The organism is Enterobacter sp. WCHEn090032 (assembly GCF_003986875.1).
Taxonomy (GTDB): Bacteria; Pseudomonadota; Gammaproteobacteria; order Enterobacterales; family Enterobacteriaceae; genus Enterobacter; species Enterobacter sichuanensis.
On sequence record NZ_RXRN01000015.1, the window covers coordinates 46,601 to 60,915 of the forward strand.

At 57.9% G+C, this 14,315-nt stretch carries 14 protein-coding genes; 9 read left to right on the forward strand and 5 right to left on the reverse strand.

All coding sequences use genetic code 11. The features are described 5' to 3' along the window. The first annotated feature begins 150 nt into the window (after window positions 1–150). Both EKN83_RS14320 and EKN83_RS14325 read left to right on the forward strand, forming a co-directional pair. Window positions 151–774, forward strand: coding sequence for a glutathione S-transferase family protein (locus tag EKN83_RS14320; RefSeq protein ID WP_126801178.1), 624 nt, complete (start codon window positions 151–153; stop codon window positions 772–774). 160 nt (window positions 775–934) lie between these two features. Further along, window positions 935–1,672, forward strand: a complete 738-nt coding sequence (locus tag EKN83_RS14325) for a YoaK family protein (RefSeq protein ID WP_095449812.1) — start codon at window positions 935–937, stop codon at window positions 1,670–1,672. On the opposite strand, the gene EKN83_RS14330 is transcribed toward EKN83_RS14325, so the two are convergent. Further along, window positions 1,637–2,071: a MerR family DNA-binding transcriptional regulator gene (locus EKN83_RS14330; protein ID WP_126801208.1), complete on the reverse strand. Its 435-nt coding sequence runs from the start codon at window positions 2,069–2,071 to the stop codon at window positions 1,637–1,639. The two genes, EKN83_RS14325 and EKN83_RS14330, sit on opposite strands and share 36 nt — an antisense overlap. Window positions 2,072–2,163: 92 nt before the next feature. Between EKN83_RS14330 and EKN83_RS14335 the strand changes: the two genes are divergently transcribed. The 6 genes from EKN83_RS14335 to clcB all read left to right on the forward strand — a co-directional run bounded on the left by EKN83_RS14335 (window position 2,164) and on the right by clcB (window position 8,231). Continuing rightward, window positions 2,164–3,111, forward strand: coding sequence for an NAD-dependent epimerase/dehydratase family protein (locus tag EKN83_RS14335; RefSeq protein WP_126801179.1), 948 nt, complete (start codon window positions 2,164–2,166; stop codon window positions 3,109–3,111). 274 nt (window positions 3,112–3,385) lie between these two features. Then, the gene (gene osmY, locus EKN83_RS14340; protein WP_126801180.1) at window positions 3,386–4,096 is read left to right on the forward strand and encodes an osmoprotectant ABC transporter permease OsmY; all 711 of its coding nucleotides are present in this window, start codon (window positions 3,386–3,388) and stop codon (window positions 4,094–4,096) included. 18 nt (window positions 4,097–4,114) lie between these two features. Next, the gene (gene osmX / locus EKN83_RS14345) at window positions 4,115–5,014 is read left to right on the forward strand and encodes an osmoprotectant ABC transporter substrate-binding protein OsmX (protein ID WP_025758625.1); all 900 of its coding nucleotides are present in this window, start codon (window positions 4,115–4,117) and stop codon (window positions 5,012–5,014) included. Between the two features lie 8 nt (window positions 5,015–5,022). Then, entirely contained in the window at window positions 5,023–5,670 is a 648-nt protein-coding gene (gene osmW / locus EKN83_RS14350) for an osmoprotectant ABC transporter permease OsmW (RefSeq protein WP_126801181.1), read from the forward strand. After that, window positions 5,670–6,818 (forward strand): osmoprotectant ABC transporter ATP-binding protein OsmV, encoded by a 1,149-nt coding sequence (gene osmV / locus EKN83_RS14355; protein WP_025758624.1) that lies wholly within the window; start codon window positions 5,670–5,672, stop codon window positions 6,816–6,818. The genes osmW and osmV overlap by 1 nt, the downstream gene beginning before the upstream one ends. A 102-nt stretch (window positions 6,819–6,920) precedes the next feature. Then, window positions 6,921–8,231: a voltage-gated ClC-type chloride channel ClcB gene (clcB, locus tag EKN83_RS14360; protein ID WP_126801182.1), complete on the forward strand. Its 1,311-nt coding sequence runs from the start codon at window positions 6,921–6,923 to the stop codon at window positions 8,229–8,231. Here clcB and bioD read toward each other — a convergent pair. The 3 genes from bioD to EKN83_RS14375 form a co-directional block, all read right to left on the reverse strand. Then, window positions 8,166–8,861 carry a dethiobiotin synthase gene (gene bioD / locus EKN83_RS14365; RefSeq protein WP_126801183.1) on the reverse strand — a complete coding sequence of 232 codons (696 nt, stop codon included), beginning with the start codon at window positions 8,859–8,861 and terminating at the stop codon, window positions 8,166–8,168. The genes clcB and bioD overlap by 66 nt on opposite strands. 130 nt (window positions 8,862–8,991) lie before the next feature. Next, window positions 8,992–10,212, reverse strand: coding sequence for a sugar metabolism global transcriptional regulator Mlc (mlc, locus tag EKN83_RS14370; protein WP_025758620.1), 1,221 nt, complete (start codon window positions 10,210–10,212; stop codon window positions 8,992–8,994). A gap of 94 nt (window positions 10,213–10,306) precedes the next feature. Continuing rightward, a complete protein-coding gene (locus EKN83_RS14375) occupies window positions 10,307–11,239 on the reverse strand; it encodes a LysR family transcriptional regulator (RefSeq protein WP_025758619.1) in 933 nt (310 codons plus the stop codon). A gap of 121 nt (window positions 11,240–11,360) precedes the next feature. On the opposite strand from EKN83_RS14375, the gene EKN83_RS14380 reads away from it, so the two are divergent. Then, entirely contained in the window at window positions 11,361–12,614 is a 1,254-nt protein-coding gene (locus EKN83_RS14380) for an MFS transporter (RefSeq protein WP_126801184.1), read from the forward strand. A gap of 75 nt (window positions 12,615–12,689) precedes the next feature. Here the strand turns inward: EKN83_RS14380 and EKN83_RS14385 are convergent, their stop codons facing one another. Next, window positions 12,690–14,081, reverse strand: a complete 1,392-nt coding sequence (locus EKN83_RS14385; RefSeq protein ID WP_045284883.1) for an APC family permease — start codon at window positions 14,079–14,081, stop codon at window positions 12,690–12,692. Window positions 14,082–14,315: the final 234 nt, after the last annotated feature.

Sequence of the window (14,315 nt, forward strand, 5' to 3'; positions counted from 1 at the left end):
CATAAGGTTACTTTGCGGTTTGCGAGGCGCCTTCCAGAATCGGTCACCGGAGTCAGAAAGCGCACGCCCCACCAAATTTTGCCCCAACCTCTCTGGCACATCTGGTGTATTGTTTTTAAACAATAACATCCATTAAAGGACACCTGCGCAATGATCAACATCCTCGGCAAAACCACCTCCATCAACGTGCGTAAAGTGCTCTGGACCTGTGAAGAAGCAGGACTCGAGTATCAACAGGAAGATTACGGCAGCGGTTTTGCCTCGACGGAAACGGATACCTTTCGCGCCCTGAACCCCAACGCCATGGTGCCGGTGCTGATTGATGGTGATTTCGTGCTATGGGAGTCCAATTCCATCTGCCGTTATCTGGTGCGCAAGGCCGGACGTCACGATCTGCTGCCCGCAGAACCGCAGGCCTGTGCCAACGTTGAGCGCTGGATGGACTGGCAGGCAACCGAATTCAACAACGCCTGGCGCTATGTCTTCCCGGCGCTGGGGCGTAAAAACCCGGACTTTAACGACCCGGAGCGCATTGCGGCGGGGATCCAGGAGTGGAACCACTGCGTCACCATTCTGGAGAATCAATTGCAGCGCACCGGTGCCTTTGCGGCGGGCGAGACGTTTACCCTTGCGGATGTGGTGCTTGGGCTGTCGGTGAATCGCTGGAAAATGACGCCCTTTGATAAGCCAGACGTGCCCGCGATTGAGGCCTGGTTTGAACGTCTCAACCAGCGCCCGGCGTTTTTGCGCCACGGCAATAACGGCATGATATAAATCTTACTGTCAGAATGAATATCCGCAGCGAGGCTGTTTTATTTAATTACGAAACCCTGATTGTCGTCAGAGGGAATAATAATTAAGCCATATCCTGGACAGCCCGTTGCACCGCTTTGCTAGCCTGAATAGTCAGGCAAAGCTCAACCCGGAGGTATTCTTGCTGATTAAACTCAAGAAAGAACGAACGCACCAGGAGGATCGCCGGCTTGCTCTCTGGCTGGCGACCTCTGCAGGTTTGCTGAACGCCATCGCCCTTGGGGCATTTGGCTTTTTCCCCTCACACATGACTGGCAACACCTCGCAATTATCCAGCGAAGTCTCTTCCACCGACCTGAGCGACATTATTTTCTTCGGCTCGATTATTCTCTCTTTTGTGGCCGGCGCCATTATTGCGCGAACGATCGTGATATGGGGTATTATCCATAATGTCAGGCTGGTTTTTTGCCAGATCCTGTTTGTCGAGGGGATATTACTGACCGGCGTCTCCTTCTACGAGATGTATTTTCATGCCCTCACCAGCAACCGCGAGATTATTCTTTTTCTCTGCTTTCTGATGGGCATTCATAATTCCACCTCCACGCAGCTTTCCGGCGGTCGGGTGAGATCAACGCATATTACCGGCACGCTGACGGACGCGGGGATCGCGCTGGCCTCTGTCATGGTGGCGATGCTCCGCAGGGATTACTCCAAAGATACGGCGGCGCAAAAAAGTCAGTTGAAAACCCACTTAACCACCCTTTTCTCGTTTATTTCCGGCGGTATCGTGGGGCTTATGTTGTTCAGGTGGATTGGCTTCAACGCCATGTTGATACTCGGAGTAATGCTCACCGTGGTCGCCACCGTCTCAATTATCACTGTCTCAACGCGCGTTCGACGGGTTCGTGCTTCCGTTTGAGTGCTGCAGCTGCCCCAGCAGACGCTGCATGTTGTCGTCACAGGTGATGCCCTCCGGCCGGTTGCTGAGACTGGCAACCAGCGTCAGCAGCTCTTTACGGTTTTCCTCAAGCTGCTTCTGCATCGCCTCTATCTCAGCAATACGCGTCTTAAGGGACTGGATCAGTCCCTCATGATCCCAGCGCTGTTGCGGCTGCGGCAGGAAGCGTCGTATTTGCTCGAGGGTAAACCCGGTACGCTGCGCATTGTCGATGATGTTCAGCAGCGTTGCCGCATCGGTGGAATAGGCGCGGTATCCGTTCTCCTGCCTGATCGGGCGCGGCAGTAAACCTTGCGCCTCATAGAACCGAATGCGCGACGGGGAAATGCCCGTCATTTTCGACAGTTCGCCAATTTTCATTTCGTTCACTCTCGCATATTGACCTTAAAGTTTACTTTAAGCTTAAACTTTTTATACGGTCAACCGGATCGTCATCTCATCAGGGAGCTAAAATGCAAACTATTCTGGGCGCCAGCGGGCAAATCGCCCGTGAACTGACCCGCGAGCTCAAACGCGGCTACACCGACGATATCAGGCTGGTCAGCCGCCATCCGCAAAAAATCAACGACAGCGATGTCACCGTTTCGGCCAATCTCCTCGATGCCGGGCAGACGCAGAACGCGGTTAATGGTAGCGACACGGTCTACTTTACTGCCGGTCTGCCGCCTGATTCCGCGCTGTGGGAACGTCAGTTTCCAGCCATGCTGGAAAATGCCCTGGAGGCCACGCGGCAGGCAGGTGCAAAATTCGTCTATTTCGACAACACCTATATGTACCCCCAGAACGCGGTGCCGCAGACAGAAGAGACGCGCTTTGCCCCCCGGGGACGGAAAGGACAAGTCCGGGCAGAAATGGTCAACCGTGTGCTTGATGAAATGCAACGGGGTGACATTCCCGTGCTCATCGGTCGCGCGCCCGAGTTCTATGGGCCCGATAAAACGCAGAGCTTCACCAATACGCTTATTATCGACAGGCTGAAGCAGCATAAGCGTCCGCGCGTACCGGTCCGTGACGACACGCTTCGCACCCTCATCTGGACGCCGGATGCCAGCCGAGCGCTTGCCCTGCTGGGCAATACCCCTGACGCCTTCGGCCAGACGTGGCATTTACCCTGCTGCGACGAAAGGCTGACGTACCAGCAATTCGTCGCTCTCGCCTGTGAGATCTTCGGACAGCCAGCGGACTACGCCATACTCGGCAAGCTGGCCTTCGCCGCGACAGCGCTGTTTTCGCAGGGCGCCCGTGAAATACGGGAGCTGTTGCCCAGGTACGACGAGGACAACCTGTTTGATTCGACGAAATTCAAACGCCGATTCCCTGAATTTGCCGTCACCACCTACCGGCAAGGGCTTGAGGACATCTGGCAGGAGTGGCAACGCAAAGCGGCGAAAACGGCGTAATTTTTGCCTCTCCGCCCTGCGAGCGGCTTTAAATTCGTGACAACGTCACATTTAAATCTCTTCTTTAGGACTATTCTGCCCGCCTCACAATCAGGCCTTATGCCATAAGGCCTGACCTGATGTTGCCACTAGTTTCATAGGGTTACTGATTTTCCCCCTTCGCTGGAACCCTTCCCAAACGCTTGCTATAGGACATCTACCCCTGCCGAAACATGGCATAACAACAGGCAACCGGTGGTTGCTATAACGCATGCGCACAGGGAGACACACCGCAATGCACCCATTACTCAAACGTTCGCTGCTGTTTATCGGCGCCATTCTGGTGGTCCTCGCCCTCCTCGTCTGGGGGATTGGGCTGGAGACAATCCGGGCGCGCCAGGTAGACCTGCTTTATCTCGGGCAACAGCATATGATTCTGGTTTTCTCGTCGATGTTTTTTGCCCTGCTAGTGGGTATTCCGGCCGGGATCCTGCTGAGCCGCCCGGCGGCGCGGGGGATCGCCGAATACGTGATGCAAATCTTCAACGTCGGCAATACGCTGCCGCCGCTGGCCGTGCTGGCGCTGGCGATGGTAGTGATTGGCATCGGCGATACGCCCGCCATTATCGCCCTGTTCCTCGCCTCGCTGCTGCCGATTGTGCGCAATACCTACGCCGGGCTGTGCGCGGTCCCGGCGTCGTTACTGGAAGCCGCAAACGGGATTGGGATGACCCGATGGCAGCGTCTGCGTCAGGTTGAACTGCCAAACGCCTGGCCGGTCATGCTCTCGGGGATCCGCATCGCCACCGCCATTAACGTCGGTACCGCGCCGCTGGCGTTCCTGATTGGCGCCAGCAGCTACGGCGAGCTGATTTTCCCCGGCATCTATCTGAACGATTTCCCGACCCTGATCCTCGGCGCGGCGGCCACCGCTCTGTTCGCCCTGATCCTCGATAGCCTGCTGGCGGCGCTGGGTCGCGTGATGAGTCCCCATCTCCCCCGATAACAATAACAAGGAGTTTGTATGAGACTGATTTCCTGCCTGGCGGCGCTGTGTGCCGCGGCGCTGTTTACCGGTCAGGTGATGGCGGCCCCGCTGATTCTGGCGACCAAGAGCTTTACCGAGCAGCATATTCTCTCGGCGATGACCGTGCAGTACCTGCAAAAGAAAGGCTTTCAGGTGCAGCCGCAAACCAATATCGCCACGGTAATTTCCCGTAACGCGATGATTAACAAGCAGATTGATATGACGTGGGAGTACACCGGCACGTCATTGATCATCTTTAACCACATCAACAAGCGCATGTCGCCGCAGGCGTCTTACGAGACGGTGAAACGCCTGGACGCGAAACACGGTCTGGTATGGCTCAAGCCCGCCGACATGAACAACACCTATGCCTTCGCCATGCAGCGCAAGCGCGCCGAGGCGGAACATATCAACACCATGTCAGAGATGGTGGCGAAAATTGAACAGGTCCGTAAAACCAACCCGGATAAAAACTGGCTGCTGGGCTTAGACCTGGAATTTGCCGGTCGCAGCGACGGCATGAAGCCGCTGCAGGCGGCCTATCACATGACCCTGGACCGCCCGCAGATCCGCCAGATGGACCCCGGTCTGGTCTATAACGCGGTGCGCGACGGTTTTGTTGATGCGGGACTGGTCTACACCACTGACGGGCGCGTGAAGGGCTTTGACCTGAAAGTGCTGGAGGATGATAAAGGCTTCTTCCCGAGCTATGCGGTCACCCCGGTGGTGCGTAAGGAGACGCTGGAGGCCAACCCGGGCCTGGAAGAGGCGCTCAACACCCTCTCCGCCCAGCTCAATAACGACGTTATCACCGAACTGAACAAGAAGGTGGATATCGACCATCAGTCACCGCAGCAGGTCGCCCGAGATTTTCTGCGTAGCAAACAGTTGCTGTAGGAGGCGCTATGGAGACGATTCACTACATTCTCGATAACCGGGACTACCTGCTGACCCTGACGCTGCAGCATCTGTGGCTGGTGGCGCTGGCCGTGGGCTTAGCCATTCTCATCGGCGTCCCGCTGGGCATTTTGATTGTGCGTCACAAGTGGCTGGCGACGCCGGTGCTGGGACTCGCCACTATTGTGCTGACCATCCCGTCTATTGCCCTGTTTGGCCTGATGATCCCGCTGTTTTCGCTGATCGGTCAGGGAATTGGCGCCCTGCCCGCCATCACGGCGGTGTTTTTCTACTCGCTGCTGCCGATTGTGCGTAACACCCACACCGCGCTCGACAGCCTGCCGCCGGGGCTGCGCGAAGCCGGGCGCGGTATCGGCATGACCTTCTGGCAGCGCCTGCGCTGGGTTGAAATCCCGATGGCGCTGCCGGTGATTTTTGGCGGGATCCGCACCGCCGTGGTGATGAACATCGGCGTGATGGCGATTGCCGCAGTGATCGGCGCGGGCGGCCTGGGGCTATTGCTGCTCAACGGCATCGGCGGAAGCGATATTCGCATGTTGATTGCGGGCGCGCTGATGATTTGTCTTTTAGCGATTGTGCTCGACTGGCTGCTGCACCGTCTGCAGGTGGTTCTGACTCCAAAGGGGATTCGATAATGATAAAACTGGAAAACCTCACCAAACACTTTTCACAGAAGCACGGCCAGACCTTCAGGGCCGTCGACAACGTCAACCTGAACGTGCCCGAAGGGGAAATGTGCGTCCTGCTCGGCCCGTCCGGCTGCGGGAAAACCACCACCCTGAAAATGATTAACCGTCTCATTACCCCCAGCAGCGGGACGATCCTGATTAACGGTGAAGACACCAGCGGCATGGACACCGTGACCCTGCGCCGCAACATTGGCTACGTCATCCAGCAGATTGGCCTGTTTCCGAACATGACCATTGAAGAAAACATCACCGTCGTACCGCGCATGCTGGGCTGGGATAAAGCGCGCTGTAAAGCCCGCGCCGAAGCGCTGATGGATATGGTGGCGATGGATCCGCATAAGTTTCTCCACCGCTATCCGCGCGAGATGTCCGGCGGGCAACAGCAGCGCATTGGCGTCATTCGCGCCCTGGCGGCCGATCCTCCGGTACTGCTGATGGATGAGCCCTTCGGCGCGGTGGACCCGATCAACCGCGAGGTGATCCAGAACCAGTTCCTGGAGATGCAACGCAAGCTGAAAAAAACCGTCATGCTGGTCAGCCACGATATCGATGAGGCCCTGAAGCTTGGCGACCGTATCGCGGTATTCCGGCAGGGGAAAATCGTCCAGTGCGCCAGCCCGGATGAACTGCTGGCGAAACCGGCGAATGAGTTTGTCGGCTCGTTTGTTGGGCAGGACCGCACCCTGAAACGCCTGCTGCTGGTCTCCGCAGGCGACGTGACCGACCAGCAGCCGACCATTACGGTACGCGGCTCTACGCCGCTTCCGGAAGCCTTTGCCACCATGGATGATAATGACATTCGTGCCGTGACGGTGGTCGATGAGCACGGCAAACCGCTGGGCTTCGTGAAGCGTCGCGAAGCGCGTAACGCCAGCGGTACCTGCGCCGATATTCTGCATCCGTTCCGCATGACCGGCAAAGCGGAAGATAACCTGCGCGTGGTGCTGTCACGTCTGTATGAGAGTAATACCAGCTGGATGCCGATTGTGGATGAGGACGGGCGCTACAACGGCGAGATTTCCCAGGACTATATTGCCGAGTACCTCAGTTCCGGCCGTACGCGTCGGGCGCTGAATATTCACAGCGAGAGCTAACCTTTCCGGCCGGGCTTTGCCCGGTTTTTTCGCACGCAGACCTTTTGCTAACCCCGCGATTTCCCGCCACAATATCGTATCGTCCCCGTTTAATTACGACTCATGCAACGTCTTCATACGTATCCCGACATCCGCGCGATGTTTCGTCGCCTGCTGATTGCCTCCGTCACCGGCGTGCTGGCCGCGCTGGCCGTTGCGGTGTTCCGTCACAGCATGTATCTGCTGGAGTGGCTGCTTCTCAGCAACGACAGCGGCAGCCTGGTGAATGCTGCCGCGTCGCTCTCTCCCTGGCGGCGTGCGCTGACGCCCGCGCTGGGCGGGCTGGCTGCCGGGCTGCTGCTCTGGGGATGGCAACGGCTGACCGCCCAGCGGCCTCATGCGCCCACCGATTATATGGAAGCGCTGGAGACGGGCGACGGCCAGTTTGATTACGGCGCCAGCCTTGTGAAATCCCTGGCGTCGCTGCTGGTCGTGGCCAGCGGCAGCGCCATCGGGCGTGAAGGGGCGATGATCCTGCTTGCCGCTCTCGCCGCCTCCTTCTTTGCCCGGCGCTTTACGCCCAAATCCGAATGGAAGTTATGGATCGCCTGCGGTGCCGCCGCCGGGATGGCCAGTGCTTATCATGCGCCCTTAGCCGGCAGCCTGTTCATTGCAGAGATTCTGTTTGGCACCCTGATGCTGGCCTCGCTCGGCCCTGTAGCGATCGCCGCGGTCGTGGCGCTTCTCACCACGCAGCTCCTCGCACCGGGCGCGGGTACGCTCTACGCCGTGCATCTGAGCGGTATGCTCACCGCGGCGGATTATGGCCTGCTGGTCGCCATGGGTCTGCTGGCAGGGCTCTGCGGACCGCTGCTGATGTGGCTGATGGACTTCAGCCACGGGCTGTTCCTGCGTCTTAAACTTTCTCCGCCGTGGCAGCTGGCGCTCGGCGGTTTGATCGTCGGGCTGCTGTCCCTCCTCACGCCTAAGGTGTGGGGGAATGGCTACAGCGTGGTTCAGGCTTTTCTGCTCGCCCCGCCGGTCCTGACGGTGATTGCCGGGGTGTTTATCTGTAAATTGCTGGCGGTGCTGGCCAGCAGCGGCTCAGGAGCGCCGGGCGGGGTATTTACGCCCACGCTGTTTGTCGGCATGGCGACAGGCATGCTATTCGCCCAACTCTTCGCGCTGTGGTTACCGGGGTCTGAAACGGCGATTTTGCTGGGGCTGGCGGGGATGGCAACGCTGCTCGCCGCCACCACCCATGCGCCTATTATGTCGGCGCTGATGGTCTGTGAAATGACCGGACAATATTTTTTACTGCCCGGCTTGCTGGTCGCCTGCGTGCTGGCGTCCGTGCTGTCGCGAACGTTACGCCACGACTCGGTCTACGGTCAACACGCCACCGAGGGCCGAGAGATCGATGTATTGCGCTAACTCGCGCTGTTCGGCGCGGGGCAGATAAGGCAGTTCCCCCACCAGCGGCCCCGGCAGCTTGGTGCTCAGCACGTCGATGATTTCAGCGTAGTGCGCCAGGCCCGGGTTGATTCGGTTTGCCACCCAGCCAATCAGCGGCAGGCCGTCATTGGCAATCGCCTGCGCGGTCAGCAGCGCATGGTTGATGCACCCTTCCTGGATACCCACGACCATAACCACCGGAAGCTGTTCCTGCACCACCCATTCAGAAAGCGGACGCAGGTCATTCATCAGGCTGCGCCAGCCGCCCGTGCCTTCAACCACCACGTGATCGACCTTCTCGCTGAGGTTCGCCAGCCCGTCGGACAGCAGCGGATAATTGATCATACCGCTATGCGCCACGCTGCTCTCCTCTTCGCTTAACGCAACAGGATTAACCACGTGATAAGGCAGTTCCAGTGACGAGACGCTTTGCAGTACCAGGGCGTCTTTATTACGCAATCCCTCTGGCGTCTCTTTACTCCCTTTTGCGACCGGCTTGTACCCTGCCACGCGTTTACCGCTTGCTGCCAGCGCCTGCAGCAATGCGCGGGATACGACGGTCTTGCCGACAGAGGTATCTGTACCAGTAACAAAGAAACGCTTAAGCATGACTCACTCCACCTCTTGGGTATGCTTCGAAAATATAAACCAGGTAAATAATTCAGTGGAGGAAGTCTACGGGATGCGTGCGCTACCCGGCTTGAGATAGCGCAATTTTTCTTACATCTGCGGAAAAGAGTTAGCCCTGCAGCAGGCGGATCAGCAGCGAGCCGTTATACATGGCATCCTTGACCAGCGCTGCGCCGGCCATCGTCCCCTGGTTGGAAAACTGGGTGCTTTCTACCGCAATATTTTTGCTGTACGCAGGGAGCGACTGCTGGTGAATGCAGGCCGAGATCGCCGGGAACAGGATCTCCGCCGCCTGGCTGAGCGGCGAGCCAATAAGGATTTTTTGCGGGTTAAAGAGGTTCACCATGATGGCCAGAATGCGGCCCACATTATTCCCCACGCCGGTTATGATGTCCTTCGCCAGCAGATCGCCCTGGCGCGCCGCGGCGCAGAGTGAATCTACCGTCAGGGGTTGTCCGTGCAGCGAAGAGCTCATGGACTGGCCGAGCCTTACCTGCGCCAGCTCCAGCACGCTTTCCACGCTGGCAATGGTCTCCAGACAGCCGTGGTTGCCGCAATAGCAACGCTTACCGTACGGGTCGACCTGAGTATGGCCAATCTCCACGAGGCTGCTGCTGCCAGCGTGGAGAAGACGCCCGTCGGTGATCACGCCCGCCCCGACGTTATGGTCGATGACCACCTGAATCACATCCCGCGCCCCGCGCGAGGCACCAAACAGCGCCTCCGCCATTGTCCAGGCGCTGATGTCATGCTGAATATAGACCGGCACGCCGGTATGGTTTTTCAGCACTTCACCCAGCGGCATCTCTTTGACGTCGTCGTAAAACGGCATGCGGTGAACAATGCCATTTTCGGTATCAATGATGCCCGGCATGGTGATGGCAATCGCCGTTAAGCGTTCCAGCCGCTGCTGATGACGAATAAAGAAGCGATCGATATGCGACACAATCGACTCGAGGAGCGGTTGCTCAGCGTTGAGCGGCAGCTCAAGCCGGTCTTCCACCACCAGCTTGCTGCTCAGATCCCGCAGGGCAAGGAAGATCTCCCCGCGGCTGATACGCAGTGACAAGTAGTGCCAGGCTTCCGTCTCGACCACCAGCCCGACTGCCGGACGGCCACGGCTGCCCGGCTCCTGAATTTCCGTTTCCTGAACCAGGTGCGCTTCCAGCATTTCGCGGACAATCTTGGTGATACTGGCAGGTGCCAGTTGTGCCAGGCGCGAAAGATCGATACGCGAAACCGGACCAAGCTGATCAATCAGGCGATACACCGCGCCAGCGTTGGTCTGCTTAATCTGATCAATGTGCCCTGGCTGACTATCAGCAACCACCTCGTACTCCCTTATTTTCGAGCATCGAAATAAACTTTTGGCTATGGTGAAGCACTTCCATGGCCGGCGTCAAATATTTACTTAGCCATGTGATTTACCGCACGTTTTTACCCCCTTTTGCCACAAAATCTCGCCCCGATGAGGCGTTAATGAGCTGCTGTTTGAAACGCTGTGCGGCATGACTCTGTTCACGATGTTTTGACCAGACCAGCCACATCTCTGACACGGCATCCTCTTGCGCGAGGGGAACCCAGCGCATTTCGCGCAACTGTACCCGCTTAAAGGAGGCCGGGAGAATAGAAACCCCCAGCCCGGCGGCGACCAGGCCAATAATGGTCATTGCCTCCCCCACTTCCTGAGTTATAACCGGGGCAAGATCGTAGCGGCGCATCAGCCCCAGGATATCGTCATACAGCCCCGTCCCGACCTGCGGGTCAAAAAAGACAAACGGCTCTTTTGCCAGTTCGGCCAGTGAAACCGTCGGACGCGAGGCCAGGGGGTGATCGTGAGGGATCATAGCCATCAGCGGCTCGCGCAGAATCACCTGCCATGCCAGCGTGTCCGGCAGTTGGGTATTGCGCATCAACCCCAGATCCAGCGTACCTTCATTGAGCGGCGCGATCTGCTCGCGGGTATTGATTTCACGCGTCTGAATATGAACATCGGGGAAATGGCGGCGAAATGACGACAGGGTCTCCGAGACGGCGCTGATAAACGGTGCGGAGGAGGTAAACCCGATGCGCAGTTCCCCGGTTTCACCGAGATACAGCCGTTCAGCCCGGGCGGCGGCATCCTCAACCATATTCAGGATCTGTCGGCTGTCGACGAGAAACTGTTTCCCCGCCGCCGTCAGGCTCACGCTGCGGTTGGTGCGGGCCAGAAGACGCGCTCCGACCTGCTGCTCCAGGATCTGAATCTGCTGGCTTAAGGGCGGCTGAGAGATATTCAGCCGTGCCGCCGCACGGCCAAAATGCAGCTCCTCAGCGACAGCGACAAAATAGCGAAGGTGACGCAGCTCGATATTCATATTTTTAAAGTATCATTTGAGATTATTAATATATTAGACAGAATATTCACATTTTCCTACCCTGAAGGTGTGGTCATACCCGTCACCAGAAATCACGGGGATGTTTAAGCAAGGAAACTGTGTGAGTCGTACAACTACGATTGGTATCGATCCGGCAAGCGATATCAATGATTTACCTGCAGCATCGCAGCCGGTTCAGTTCATTAAACGTGGTACCCCCCAATTTATGCGCGTCACGCTGGCGCTCTTTTCAGCCGGTCTGGCAACCTTCGCCCTGCTCTATTGTGTTCAGCCGATCCTGCCCGTGCTTTCGCACGAATTTGGCGTATCACCTGCCAGCAGCAGCGTATCGCTCTCCATTTCAACCGCTATGCTGGCGATTGGCCTGCTCTTTACCGGCCCGCTGTCCGACGCCATCGGCCGTAAACAGGTAATGGTGACCGCCCTGATGCTGGCCTCGGTCTGTACGTTGCTCTCAACCATGATGACCAGCTGGCACGGCATTCTGGTGATGCGCGCGCTGATTGGGCTATCGCTCAGCGGCGTGGCGGCGGTCGGGATGACCTACCTCAGCGAGGAGATCCACCCGAGTTTTGTGGCGTTCTCGATGGGGCTTTACATCAGCGGGAACTCGATTGGCGGCATGAGCGGACGCCTGCTGAGCGGGGTTTTCACGGACTTCTTTAGCTGGCGAATTGCGCTGGCGGTGATCGGCTGTTTTGCGCTGGCATCCGCACTGATGTTCTGGAAAATTCTGCCGGAGTCGCGCCATTTTCGTCCAACCTCGTTGCGCCCAAAAACGCTTTTTATCAACTTCCGCCTGCACTGGCGCGATAAGGGACTGCCGCGCCTGTTCCTGACCGGCTTCCTGCTGATGGGTGCCTTCGTTACGCTGTTTAACTATATTGGCTATCGCCTGATGCTTTCTCCGTGGCATCTGAGCCAGGCGGTGGTGGGTCTGCTTTCCGTAGCGTACCTGACCGGCACCTGGAGTTCGCCAAAAGCCGGGGCGATGACCGCACGCTATGGGCGCGGTCCGGTGATGCTGTTCTTCACGGCAGTGATGCTCGTCGGCCTGCTGCTGACCCTCTTCTCCTCCCTGTGGCTGATTTTTGCCGGCATGCTGCTCTTCTCCGCAGGGTTCTTTGCCGCCCACTCGGTCGCCAGCAGCTGGATTGGCCCGCGCGCACGGCGCGCCAAAGGCCAGGCATCGTCGCTGTATCTGTTTAGCTATTATCTGGGTTCCAGCATCGCCGGGACGCTCGGCGGCGTGTTCTGGCATCACTACGGCTGGAACGGCGTGGGCGGCTTTATCTCGCTGATGCTCTGCGCGGCGCTGCTGGTGGGGGGAAGTCTGCATAAACGTCTGAGGTAACACGCTTGCGGGAAGATGTCCGGTAAGACGAGCGCTACGGATAAACGGCACCAGCGTACTGGTGCCGTTTTACGTTCAGGAATCCCAGGCCTGCTCTATCTTACCGGCTTCAAACTGCGGAGGCGGTTTCCGAAAACGGCGCGTTAGCCACGTCAGGTAAAGGATCCCCAGCGCCGCCCAGATGAGGCCAAGCGTCAGGGACGTCGCTTCGAGGTTTATCCACAGCACGCCGACCGTTACGGCACCAATGAGTGGCAACAGGAGATAGTGGAACCGATCTTTCCACGTTTTGTTCAGCCCCTTACGCCGCCAGAAATGGTTGTACACCGAGAGATTAACAAACGTAAACGCCACCAGCGCGCCAAAGTTGATCAGCGCCGTCGCGGTCACGAGATCAAAGTACAGGGCCGACAGCGCCACGATCCCCACCATAATGACGTTCAAAGCCGGCGTACGCCATTTCGGATGCACGTAACCAAACACCCGCTCCGGAAAGACGTTGTCACGCCCCATCACATACAGCAAGCGTGAGACGCTGGCGTGCGAGGCCAGGCCTGAAGCGAGCGTATTCACAAACGTGGTACACAGAAACACCGACTGGAAGAGCTTGCCGCCCACGTACAGCGCAATCTCCGGCAGCGCGGCGTCCGGGTTCTTGAAGCGCGCGATCGTCGGGAAAAAGAGCTGCATGAAAAACGAGGCAACAATAAATATCAGCCCGCCATACAGTGCAGTCAGGAAAATCGCTTTAGGGATCACCCGCGCCGCGTTTGGCGTCTCCTCCGAGAGCGTGGTGACCGCGTCAAAGCCGAGGAAAGAGAAGCAGACGATAGTCGCGCCGGTAATAATGGGGATCAGGTGTGCGTTCTCGCTGATAAACGGCTGGAGCGACCAGACGGTGCCGACGCCCTCCCCCTTGTGCAGGCCATGCACCACGAGTATGACAAATACCACCATGATGGCGATCTGTACCAGCACAAACAGGGTATTAAAGTTGGCGACCAAATTAACGCTCTTCAGGTTCGCCAGCGTCAGGATCGTCACAAACCCCACCACCCAGACCCACGGCGGGACTTCAGGGAACAACGCGGAAAGGTAGATCTTCGCCAGCAGCACGTTGATCATCGGCAGGAAGAGATAGTCCAGCAGCGATGACCAGCCGACCATAAAACCCAGGTGGGGTCCGATCGATTTCTGCGTGTAGGTGTACGCAGAGCCCGCTTCCGGGAACTGTCGTACCAGCTTGCCGTAGCTGATGGCGGTAAACATGACGCCAGCCAGCGCCAGGAGATACGAGGCGGGCACGTGGCCATTGCTGATACCGGACACAATGCCGAAGGTATCAAACACGGTCATGGGGGTGAGGTAAGCCAGCCCCATCATGACCACCTGCCAGAGCTTGAGGGAGCTGCGCAGCCGGGTTCTTCCGGCCATGCCCGGCGAGTCAAGAGACGTGTTAGTCGCCATAAACCGTCCCCCCCATGCTTACCGTGGTTTGCAATCGCGTTGTCCTTAACGCAAACCTGCTTAGCAAAGGGGGAAGTTGTAAAGAACATACGCGATCGGACCAGCACACCGTCTCTGGCTCGCACTCACAGCAGGAGCCTGACCGACCCCCTTCGCCCTGCGGATAGTTGAACATCTGCATCATTTCCTACCTCGTCACACAGTGTCGTTAAGAAAATCCCTGTGCCGCCTGCG

What these genes read in the sequence shown, in the direction of transcription:
- osmV (WP_025758624.1), top strand. Translation starts at nt 5,670, where the DNA reads ATGATAAAACTGGAAAACCTCACCAAACACTTTTCACAGAAGCACGGC.
- osmY (WP_126801180.1), top strand. Translation starts at nt 3,386, where the DNA reads ATGCACCCATTACTCAAACGTTCGCTGCTGTTTATCGGCGCCATTCTG.
- EKN83_RS14385 (WP_045284883.1), bottom strand. Translation starts at nt 14,081, where the DNA reads ATGGCGACTAACACGTCTCTTGACTCGCCGGGCATGGCCGGAAGAACC.
- EKN83_RS14330 (WP_126801208.1), bottom strand. Translation starts at nt 2,071, where the DNA reads ATGAAAATTGGCGAACTGTCGAAAATGACGGGCATTTCCCCGTCGCGC.
- osmW (WP_126801181.1), top strand. Translation starts at nt 5,023, where the DNA reads ATGGAGACGATTCACTACATTCTCGATAACCGGGACTACCTGCTGACC.
- bioD (WP_126801183.1), bottom strand. Translation starts at nt 8,861, where the DNA reads ATGCTTAAGCGTTTCTTTGTTACTGGTACAGATACCTCTGTCGGCAAG.
- EKN83_RS14335 (WP_126801179.1), top strand. Translation starts at nt 2,164, where the DNA reads ATGCAAACTATTCTGGGCGCCAGCGGGCAAATCGCCCGTGAACTGACC.
- EKN83_RS14320 (WP_126801178.1), top strand. Translation starts at nt 151, where the DNA reads ATGATCAACATCCTCGGCAAAACCACCTCCATCAACGTGCGTAAAGTG.
- clcB (WP_126801182.1), top strand. Translation starts at nt 6,921, where the DNA reads ATGCAACGTCTTCATACGTATCCCGACATCCGCGCGATGTTTCGTCGC.
- EKN83_RS14375 (WP_025758619.1), bottom strand. Translation starts at nt 11,239, where the DNA reads ATGAATATCGAGCTGCGTCACCTTCGCTATTTTGTCGCTGTCGCTGAG.
- osmX (WP_025758625.1), top strand. Translation starts at nt 4,115, where the DNA reads ATGAGACTGATTTCCTGCCTGGCGGCGCTGTGTGCCGCGGCGCTGTTT.